9 protein-coding genes and 1 tRNA gene are annotated in these 8,965 nt (G+C 70.3%); 9 read left to right on the plus strand and 1 reads right to left on the minus strand.

The annotated features are described in order from the left end of the window. Window positions 1-9 precede the first annotated feature (9 nt). Complete coding sequence (locus H0524_RS10970; protein ID WP_018728646.1) at window positions 10-234, minus strand: TM2 domain-containing protein; 225 nt, start codon at window positions 232-234, stop codon at window positions 10-12. A gap of 317 nt (window positions 235-551) precedes the next feature. Here H0524_RS10970 and ald point away from each other — a divergent pair, with 317 nt between their 5' ends. From ald to H0524_RS11015, 9 genes are all read left to right on the plus strand, one after another. After that, window positions 552-1,667, plus strand: a complete 1,116-nt coding sequence (gene ald / locus H0524_RS10975) for an alanine dehydrogenase (protein ID WP_180198560.1) — start codon at window positions 552-554, stop codon at window positions 1,665-1,667. Beyond that, complete coding sequence (locus H0524_RS10980) at window positions 1,664-2,665, plus strand: site-specific tyrosine recombinase XerD (RefSeq protein WP_180198570.1); 1,002 nt, start codon at window positions 1,664-1,666, stop codon at window positions 2,663-2,665. Before ald ends, H0524_RS10980 begins: the two co-directional genes overlap by 4 nt. 165 nt (window positions 2,666-2,830) lie before the next feature. Beyond that, on the plus strand, window positions 2,831-3,754 hold the full coding sequence (locus tag H0524_RS10985; RefSeq protein ID WP_018215055.1) for a ParA family protein: 924 nt from the start codon (window positions 2,831-2,833) through the stop codon (window positions 3,752-3,754). Window positions 3,755-3,798: 44 nt separating this feature from the next. Beyond that, window positions 3,799-4,890, plus strand: coding sequence for a ScpA family protein (locus H0524_RS10990; protein ID WP_180198561.1), 1,092 nt, complete (start codon window positions 3,799-3,801; stop codon window positions 4,888-4,890). Then, window positions 4,883-5,707, plus strand: a complete 825-nt coding sequence (gene scpB / locus H0524_RS10995) for an SMC-Scp complex subunit ScpB (protein ID WP_180198562.1) — start codon at window positions 4,883-4,885, stop codon at window positions 5,705-5,707. Before H0524_RS10990 ends, scpB begins: the two co-directional genes overlap by 8 nt. Continuing rightward, window positions 5,694-6,464 (plus strand): pseudouridine synthase, encoded by a 771-nt coding sequence (locus H0524_RS11000; protein ID WP_180198563.1) that lies wholly within the window; start codon window positions 5,694-5,696, stop codon window positions 6,462-6,464. Before scpB ends, H0524_RS11000 begins: the two co-directional genes overlap by 14 nt. A 172-nt stretch (window positions 6,465-6,636) precedes the next feature. Beyond that, window positions 6,637-7,320, plus strand: coding sequence for a (d)CMP kinase (gene cmk / locus H0524_RS11005; protein ID WP_180198564.1), 684 nt, complete (start codon window positions 6,637-6,639; stop codon window positions 7,318-7,320). Continuing rightward, window positions 7,317-8,720 (plus strand): ribosome biogenesis GTPase Der, encoded by a 1,404-nt coding sequence (gene der / locus H0524_RS11010; protein ID WP_018215060.1) that lies wholly within the window; start codon window positions 7,317-7,319, stop codon window positions 8,718-8,720. The genes cmk and der overlap by 4 nt, the downstream gene beginning before the upstream one ends. Before the next feature lie 127 nt (window positions 8,721-8,847). Then, window positions 8,848-8,921: transfer RNA gene (locus tag H0524_RS11015), tRNA-Pro, on the plus strand. Window positions 8,922-8,965: the final 44 nt, after the last annotated feature.

An 8,965-nucleotide genomic window follows, 5' to 3' on the forward strand; every position in this document is an offset into this window, starting at 1 on the left:
AACCGGGGGTTAGTCGCGCAGCGGCCGGCCCTGGCCGTCGACGCCACCCCGGACCAGGATCAGGATGCCGTCGACAAGGCCCCAGAGGCTGCCCACGCCGCACGTCACCAGGGTGACGATGAGCTGGAACACGCCGGTTTTGGTGTCGCCCATGTAGAAGCGGCCGACCCCGAAGCCACCGAGCAGGATCTGTAGGACGCCCGCGACGATTTTGCTCTTATCGGACCCACCCATCGGGTGGGTAAAAGGAGTAGTCACGAGGGGACACAGTAATGATCCACATCAGCTGTCTGAACGGGGGGGATCAGTAGGTCCGGCGAGAGGTGGCGAATCTGGTCCCAACAGCGGAGTAGGCCGCCCCGCACCGGGCGGTCACCAAGATCGTCTTGACACATCGTCAGCGGGAGCACCGACGACATGTCACAGTGCTGGCTCCCCGACGGTCAACTCCGGCCTAGACTGCCGCCGGCGGGACCTGAGCACTGCGGCAACGGAGCCGCCGTGACGCCGCGTAGCCGGGGCGAGTAGCCCTGGAGGAGGGGGTCTGCATCGTGAAGGTCGGCATCCCATGTGAGATCAAGAATCACGAGTACCGAGTGGCGATCACGCCCGCCGGCGTCAACGAGTTCGTCCGCGCCGGCCATCAGGTCTTCGTCGAGTCCGGCGCCGGCGCCGGCTCCAGCACCAGCGACAAGGAGTTCGCCGCCGCCGGTGCCACGATCCTCCCCACCGCGGACGAGGTGTGGGAGAGCGCCGAGCTGGTACTGAAGGTCAAGGAGCCGGTCGCGGAGGAGTACCACCGGATGCAGCCGGGCCAGGTCCTCTTCACCTACCTACACCTGGCCGCCTCCAAGGAGTGCACCGACGCGCTGCTGGACCGCGGGGTCACCGCCATCGCGTACGAGACCGTCGAACTGCCCGACCAGTCGCTGCCCCTGCTCGCCCCGATGTCCGAGGTGGCCGGGCGGCTCGCCCCGCAGGTCGGCGCCTACCACCTGCAGGCCCAGGGCGGTGGGCGCGGCGTACTGATGGGCGGCGTCTCCGGCGTGTACGCGGCGAAGACCGTGGTGATCGGTGCCGGTGTCTCCGGGATGAACGCCGCCGCCATCGCGCTCGGCCTCCAGGCCGAGGTGTTGCTGCTGGACAAGAACGTGGCCCGGCTGCGGCAGGCCGACGCGATCTACCGAGGGCACCTGCAGACGGTCGCCTCCAACGCGTACGAGATCGAACGGGCGGTGGTGGACGCGGACCTGGTCATCGGCGCGGTGCTGGTGCCCGGCGCCAAGGCACCGACCCTGATCTCGAACGATCTGATCGCCCGGATGAAACCGGGCAGCCTACTGGTCGACATCTCCATCGATCAGGGTGGCTGCTTCGAGGACTCGCATCCCACCACCCACGCCGAACCGACGTACCCGGTGCACAACTCCGTCTTCTACTGCGTGGCGAACATGCCCGGGGCGGTGCCACACACCAGCACCTATGCGCTGACCAACGTGACCCTGCCGTACGCCCTGGAACTGGCCAACTTCGGTTGGCGGGATGCACTGCGTCGGGACCCCGCGCTCGCGCTGGGCCTGAACACCCACGATGGTCAGGTCGTCTACGGCCCGGTCGCCGACGCGCACGGCATGGCCCCTCTGCCGTTGGCCGAGGTGCTGGCCTGACCGGCGGCGAGGAAGCCACGGCGGCCGAGGCCGGACCGGCTCCCGCGCCGGCCCTACGCCGCGCCGTCCGCGGCTACCTGGACCACCTCGCCGTCGAGCGGGGACTCGCGGCGAACACCCTCGCCTCGTACCGGCGGGACCTGGCCCGCTACCTCGACACGCTCGCGTCGAGCGGGGTGACCGACCTGGCATCGGTCGCCCCGGGCCAGGTGGAAGCCCATGTGGCCCGGCTGCGCGTCGGGGACGAGGAACGCCCACCCCTCGCGGCCTCCTCCGCGGCCCGGGCGGTCAGCGCCGTACGCGGTCTGCACCGCTTCGCGCTGCGCGAGGGCCTGACCGGGGCCGACCCGAGCCGTGAGGTCCGCCCACCGGCACCGCCCCGCCGGTTGCCCCGGGCGCTGCCGGTTGACGACGTGATCCGCCTGTTGGACGCCACCGCCGGTGCGGCCTCCGCCGGCGGTGCGGAGGCGCCGCTCGGGCTGCGGGACCGGGCGCTGCTGGAGTTCCTGTACGGCACCGGCGCGCGGATCTCCGAGGCGGTCGGCGCCGCCGTTGACGACCTCGACACCGACGCCGGTGCGGTACTGCTGCGGGGCAAGGGCGGGCGGCACCGGTTGGTCCCGATCGGCGGGTACGCCGTGGCTGCGCTGCACGCCTACCTGGTGCGCGCCCGCCCCGGCCTCGCCGCCGCCGGCCGAGGCACCCCGGCGGTCTTCCTCAACTCCCGCGGTGGCCCGTTGTCCCGGCAGGGCGCCTGGGCCATTCTGCGCGGCGCCGCCCGGCGCGCCGGCCTGCCGGATATCGGGCCGCAGGCGGTCTCCCCACACACGCTGCGGCACTCCTACGCCACCCACCTGCTCGACGGTGGCGCCGACGTGCGCGTGGTGCAGGAACTTCTCGGCCACGCCTCGGTCACCACCACCCAGGTTTACACGCTGGTCACCGTCGAACGGCTACGGGAGGTGTACGCGACCGCCCACCCGCGGGCGCTCGGTTGAGGGGCGTGACACGCCGGACCGGTGCTGAGCGGCCTGCTCGTCGGTGGCGTACAGTCAGGTTCGGCGCGGACCTGGCGGAAGTGACGCGGCCAGGATTCGCAACGGCGTCGCGAAGGACGTCGGTCGGCTCCGACGCCGGTGTGGTCGTCGGGAGGGGGCAAAGACATGGTTGGCGACGGTGGCCGTGCCGAGACCTGGACGTCGGAGCTCCGCGAGCAGCAGTCCACACTCGGCAATGACCTGGGTCCGGCAGATCCGGCCGCGTACACCACGCGAAAGCCGATCCCCGAACCGATGCCGACCGATCGGCACGGCCCCGCCCGCATCATCGCGATGGCGAACCAGAAGGGCGGCGTCGGCAAGACCACCACGACCATCAACCTGGGCGCCGCGCTGGCCGAGTATGGCCGCCGGGTGCTGCTGGTCGACTTCGACCCGCAGGGCGCCCTCTCGGTCGGTCTGGGAGTCAACCCGCACAACCTCGACCTGTCGGTCTACAACCTCCTCATGCAGGACGACGTTACCTGCGACGATGTGCTGATCAAGACCGACGTGGCGGGGCTGCACCTGCTTCCGGCCAATATTGACCTCTCCGCTGCCGAGATCCAACTGGTCAACGAGGTCGCCCGGGAGATGGCGCTGGCGCGGGTGCTGAAGAGCATCCGCAAGGAATACGACTTCATCCTGATTGACTGCCAGCCCTCCCTGGGTCTACTGGCGATCAACGCGTTGACCGTTTCCCACGGTGTGCTCATCCCGTTGGAGTGCGAGTTCTTCAGCCTCCGCGGCGTGGCCCTGCTGCTGGACACAATCGACAAGGTTCGCGAGCGACTCAACTTCGATCTGGAGCTTGAGGGCATCCTCGCCACCATGTACGACAGCCGCACCACCCACTGTCGCCAGGTGCTGCAGCGGGTGGTCGAGGCGTTCGGCGACAAGGTCTACCAGACGGTGATCACCAAGACCGTGAAGTTCCCCGAGTCCACCGTCGCCGGGGCACCGATCACCACCCTCGACCCGGCCTCCTCCGGCGCGCGTAACTACCGGCAACTCGCCCGCGAGGTGATTGCCGCCCAGGCGGAACGGTAGACCGGCAGCCAGGCGGAACGGTATACCGGGAGTGGGGCGCCCAGGTGGTGGACTACGGTTTGCCGGTGACCGCACCGCCCCTCGACCAGTCCGCACCCTCCGGGGCCAGCACCACCGCCAGCGGCGGGGAGGCGACCAGCGGCGGGGAGGCGACCAGCGGCTTCACCGTTCGGTTGGCCAACTTCACCGGCCCGTTCGACCTGCTGCTGCAACTGATCAGCAAGCACAAGCTGGACGTCACCGAGGTGGCGCTACACCAGGTCACCGACGAGTTCATCGCCTACCTGCGGGCAATGGGTGAGCACTGGGATCTGGACGAGACCAGCGAGTTCCTGCTCGTCGCCGCCACTCTGCTCGACCTCAAAGCGGCCCGGTTGCTACCCGCCGCCGAGGTCGAGGACGAGGCGGACCTGGCCCTGCTGGAAGCCCGGGATCTGCTCTTCGCGCGGCTGCTGCAGTACAAGGCGTACAAGGAGGCGGCGGCGCACATCGCGGTGCTCGAGGAGATCGGCGGGCGGCGGTACCCGCGGGCGGTGACGCTGGAGCCACGGTACGCGCAGGCCCTGCCCGACCTGGTGTTCGGCATCGGCCCGCAGCGGCTACGGGACCTGGCTGTCCGAGTGTTCACCCCGAAACCGCCACCCGAGGTATCCATCGCGCACGTGCACCAGGTGCGGGTCAGCGTCCGGGAACACGCCGAGATCATCGCCCAGCGGTTACGCCGGGTCGGTACGGCCACCTTCGCCGGGCTCTGTGCGGACTGCGAGGCCCTCCTCGAGGTGGTGGCCCGCTTCCTCGCCCTGCTGGAACTCTACCGGGAAGGCCTGGTCGCCTTCGCCCAGGAAGAGGCCTTGGAAGAGCTGACCGTACGCTGGACCGGCCCCGTCGACGGCGGTGGTGACCTGGATATCGACGAGTATGCGGGAACGCTCTCCACCGCCGGGTCCGACGGGGCTGGGCCAGCCGACCCTCGGCCGGTCGACCCGGTCCCGGCCGACTCCGGGCCTTTCGACTCCGGGCCGGTCGACTTCGGGCCCGGGGAGGCAACGCCGCTCCCGGCGCCCAGGTCGTACCCGGCCGGGTCGGCGCCACCCGGCGGAAGGCCGGCTACGACAGAGGACGAGCGAGATGGGTGACGAGGAACACGGGGACTCCCTGGCCGACCAGGCCGCCGCGTGGATCCCGCCATGGGAACGCCACCGCGAGACATCGGCCACACCGGTCGAGGAGGCACAAGCCACTACCGCGCCGAGCGGGGGAGAACCCAACCCCGAACCGCCCGGTGCCGTCGAGGATGGCCGCACCCTCGCCGTACCCGGAGATCCGGCTGGTGCTGGCCGGGAATCTGTACCCGACCGGGGACGGTCCCGCCAACGGGGGCCGGCGCCACCCCCCGCGTCGGTACTCGACGACGCCGAGCTGCACGGCGCCCTGGAAGCGATCCTCCTGGTCGTGGACGAGCCGGTCGCCGAGACGACCCTCGCCGACGTGCTGGAGCAGCCGCTCGAACGGGTCCGGGCGACGCTGCACGCCATCTCCACCGACTACACCACCCGCGGGCACGGCTTCGAGCTGCGTCGAGCGGCCGGCGGGTGGCGGCTGTACACCCGGCCGGAGTACGCCGGGTACGTGGAGCGGTTCGTCCTCGACGGCCAGACTGTACGGCTGACCCAGGCCGCGCTGGAGACACTGGCCGTGGTCTCCTACAAGCAGCCGGTGACCCGATCCCGGATCTCCGCCATCCGCGGTGTGAACTGCGACGGGGTGATCCGTACCCTGGTCTCCCGCGGGCTGGTGGAGGAGTGCGGCACCGAACCGGAAACCGGTGCCCACCTCTACCGGACCACCTCCCTGTTCCTGGAGAAGCTCGGCTTGGACAGCATCACCGACCTGCCGCCGCTCGCTCCGTTCCTCCCCGACGATGTGGAAGACCTCGCCGATGCCTCGCGATAGCCGTGCCCCGAAACCCGACGCGCCCGTCTACACCGGCCCGGAACGCCTCCAGAAGGTGCTCGCCGCCGCCGGTGTCGGATCTCGACGTGCCTGCGAAGATCTGATCTTCCGCCGGCGGGTGACAGTGAACGGCCGGGTCGCCCAGCTCGGTGACCGGGCGGATCCGACCTCCGACACCATCTACGTCAACGGTGAGCGCCTCCAGGCCGACGTCCGTCTGGTCTACCTCGCCATGAACAAGCCCCGGGGCGTCGTCTCCACCATGGCGGACGAGAAGGGCCGGACCGCCCTCGCCGACTTCCTCGGCAACCGGGTGGAAGAGCGGGTCTACCACGTCGGACGCCTCGACGCGGACAGCGAGGGCCTGCTGCTACTCACCAACGACGGCACGCTCGCGCACCGCCTCATGCACCCCTCCTACGGGGTGCCCAAGACGTACCTGTGTGAGGTGTCCGGCCCGATCCCGCGGTCGCTGGGCCGGCGCCTCGCCGCCGGCGTCGAGCTGACCGACGGTCCCGCGACGGTGGATGCGTTCCGTGTGGTGGACACGCTGGGCAAAACCGCCCAGGTGGAGGTAACCCTGCACGAAGGACGCAAGCACATCGTACGGCGCCTGTTCGATGCGGTCGGCCACCCGGTGTCCCGGCTGGTGCGTACCTCGATCGGGCCGATCCGGCTCGGGGACCTCCGCGCCGGACGCACCCGTCGGCTCACCAACGCGGAGGTCGCCGCGCTGTTCAAGGCCGTCGGCGACTGACGGCGGCGGTGGCGGGTACCGCAGCCGGTAGGCTCCGTGCGGCCCGCTGCGCGGGGGCGGTCGCTCCCGGAGGTGCGGCACCAGGGGAGCGCACCGTGCCAGGCATGATTGTCGGCGGGCAGACACCGCTCGCGGGTGTGGACCCGCGAGGTACGGACTGAGGAGGACTGCGGTGGAGGAAAACGTACGGACCGGGCGCTGCGTGGTCGCTGTGGATGGGCCGTCCGGTTCGGGTAAGTCCACCGTTTCCCGGCGACTCGCGATCGCCCTGGGCGCCCGCTACCTCGACACCGGCGCGATGTACCGGGCGGTCACCTGGGCGGTCCTCCGCTCCGGAGTTGACCTGGCCGACCCGTCGGCTGTGGCCAAGGTCGCCGGGGAAACTGAGCTCGGCATCGGCACCGATCCCGAGGGATACGGCGTGACCGCCGACGGCGTACCCATCGAGGTGGAGATCCGTGGACCCGAGGTGACCGGGGCGGTCTCGGCCGTGGCCGCCGTACCGGCGGTCCGCTCGATGCTCGTCAACCGGCAGCGGGACCTCGCCGCCACCGCCGGTCGGATCGTGATCGAGGGGCGCGATATCGGCGCGGTAGTAGTCCCCGACGCTGATCTGAAGGTCTACCTGACGGCGTCTGTGGCGGCCCGGGCAGCCCGACGCAGCGCCGAGGACGCCACCGACGCGGGTCGCACCGCCGCCGACCTGACCCGCCGGGACCAGCTGGACTCGACTCGCAAGGCCGACCCAATGACACAAGCCCCGGACGCAGTGGTGCTGGACACCACCGAACTCGGCATTGACGAGGTCGTGGCGCGCCTGCAGGAGATGCTGGCCGAGCGGGGCGTGGATCGATGAACGAGCCAACCGGTTGGGTGGGGTGGGACGGCCCTGAGCCCGATGCCGAGGAGGCCACCGCCCCGCAGCCGGTGGTGGCCGTGGTCGGCCGGCCCAACGTGGGAAAATCGACGTTAGTAAACCGACTGATCGGGCGTCGGCAGGCGGTCGTCGAGGACGTACCCGGGGTGACCCGGGACCGGGTTCCATACGACGCGCAGTGGAACGGCCGACAATTCGCCGTCGTCGACACCGGCGGCTGGGAACCGGATGCGAAGGACCGTGCCGCCGCCATCGCCGCCCAGGCGGAGTCGGCCATCACCACCGCCGACGTGGTCCTGTTCGTGGTCGACGCGGTGGTGGGCGCCACCGACGTGGACGAGGCGGCAGTGAAGATGCTGCGCCGCAGCGCCAAGCCCGTGATCCTGGTGGCGAACAAGGCCGACAACAGCTCCATCGAGATGGAGGCCTCCGCGCTCTGGTCGCTAGGCTTGGGGGAGCCCTATCCGATTTCGGCCCTGCACGGCCGGGGCGCCGGCGAACTGCTCGACCTCATCCTGGACCGGCTACCGGAAGCACCCAAGATCGTCGAGGATCGTCCGCGTGGCCCCCGCCGGGTTGCCCTCGTCGGCCGGCCCAACGTCGGCAAGTCCAGCCTCCTCAACCGCTTCTCCGGAGAGATCCGGGCAGTCGTTGACGCGGTCGCCGGGACCACCGTCGACCCGGTGGACAGCCTGGTCGAGATCGGCGGCGAGGCCTGGCAGCTGGTCGACACCGCCGGCCTGCGCAAGCGGGTCGGCCAGGCCAGCGGCACCGAGTACTACGCGAGCCTGCGTACCGCCTCGGCGATCGAGGCCGCCGAGGTTGCGGTGGTCCTGCTCGACGCCAGCGAGGTCATCAGCGAACAGGACCAGCGGATCCTGTCGATGGTTACCGATGCCGGCCGGGCCCTGGTGATCGCCTTCAATAAGTGGGACCTGGTGGACGCCGACCGTCGGTACTACCTGGACCGGGAGATCGAGCGGGAACTACGCCGTATCCCCTGGGCGATCCGGCTGAACCTCTCCGCCCGGACCGGACGCGCGGTGGACAAGCTCGCCCCAGCGCTCCGCCGGGCACTGGCCAGCTGGGAGACGCGGGTACCGACAGCACAGCTCAACGCGTGGCTCACCGCGCTGGTGCAGGCCACCCCGCACCCGGTGCGTGGGGGACGGGCACCGAAGATTCTCTTCGCCACCCAGGCGGGAGCGGCGCCGCCACGGTTCGTACTGTTCACCACGGGCCCACTGGACGCGGGCTACCAGCGATTCGTGGAGCGCAAACTCCGGGAGGAGTTCGGCTTCGAGGGCAGCCCGATCGAGATTTCGGTCCGCCCCCGCAAGAAGGTCGGCCCCGGCGGTCGCGGCAAGGCCCACGGCTAACCTCGGCCCACACCACCCTCCCGGCCTGCCCGGGAGGGTGGGTGCTGGCACCGAGGGGTGGATACGGGCAACGGAAAGATCGTGCGGTAGGCTGTACCGGCTGTCGCAGGGAAGCCGGCGAGAGCATCGGGACGTGGCGCAGCTTGGTAGCGCACTTGACTGGGGGTCAAGGGGTCGTCGGTTCGAATCCGGCCGTCCCGACAGAAATGAAGCCCTGACCAGCGAAGATGCTGGTCAGGGCTTCG

Origin of the sequence: Salinispora sp. H7-4 (assembly GCF_013416675.1) — a bacterium.
Lineage (GTDB): Bacteria > Actinomycetota > Actinomycetes > Mycobacteriales > Micromonosporaceae > Micromonospora > Micromonospora vitiensis.

Coding starts and splice junctions, on each gene's coding strand:
- H0524_RS10970 (WP_018728646.1), bottom strand. CDS start 234: ATGGGTGGGTCCGATAAGAGCAAAATCGTCGCGGGCGTCCTACAGATC.
- H0524_RS10985 (WP_018215055.1), top strand. CDS start 2,831: ATGGTTGGCGACGGTGGCCGTGCCGAGACCTGGACGTCGGAGCTCCGC.
- scpB (WP_180198562.1), top strand. CDS start 4,883: ATGGGTGACGAGGAACACGGGGACTCCCTGGCCGACCAGGCCGCCGCG.
- H0524_RS11000 (WP_180198563.1), top strand. CDS start 5,694: ATGCCTCGCGATAGCCGTGCCCCGAAACCCGACGCGCCCGTCTACACC.
- der (WP_018215060.1), top strand. CDS start 7,317: ATGAACGAGCCAACCGGTTGGGTGGGGTGGGACGGCCCTGAGCCCGAT.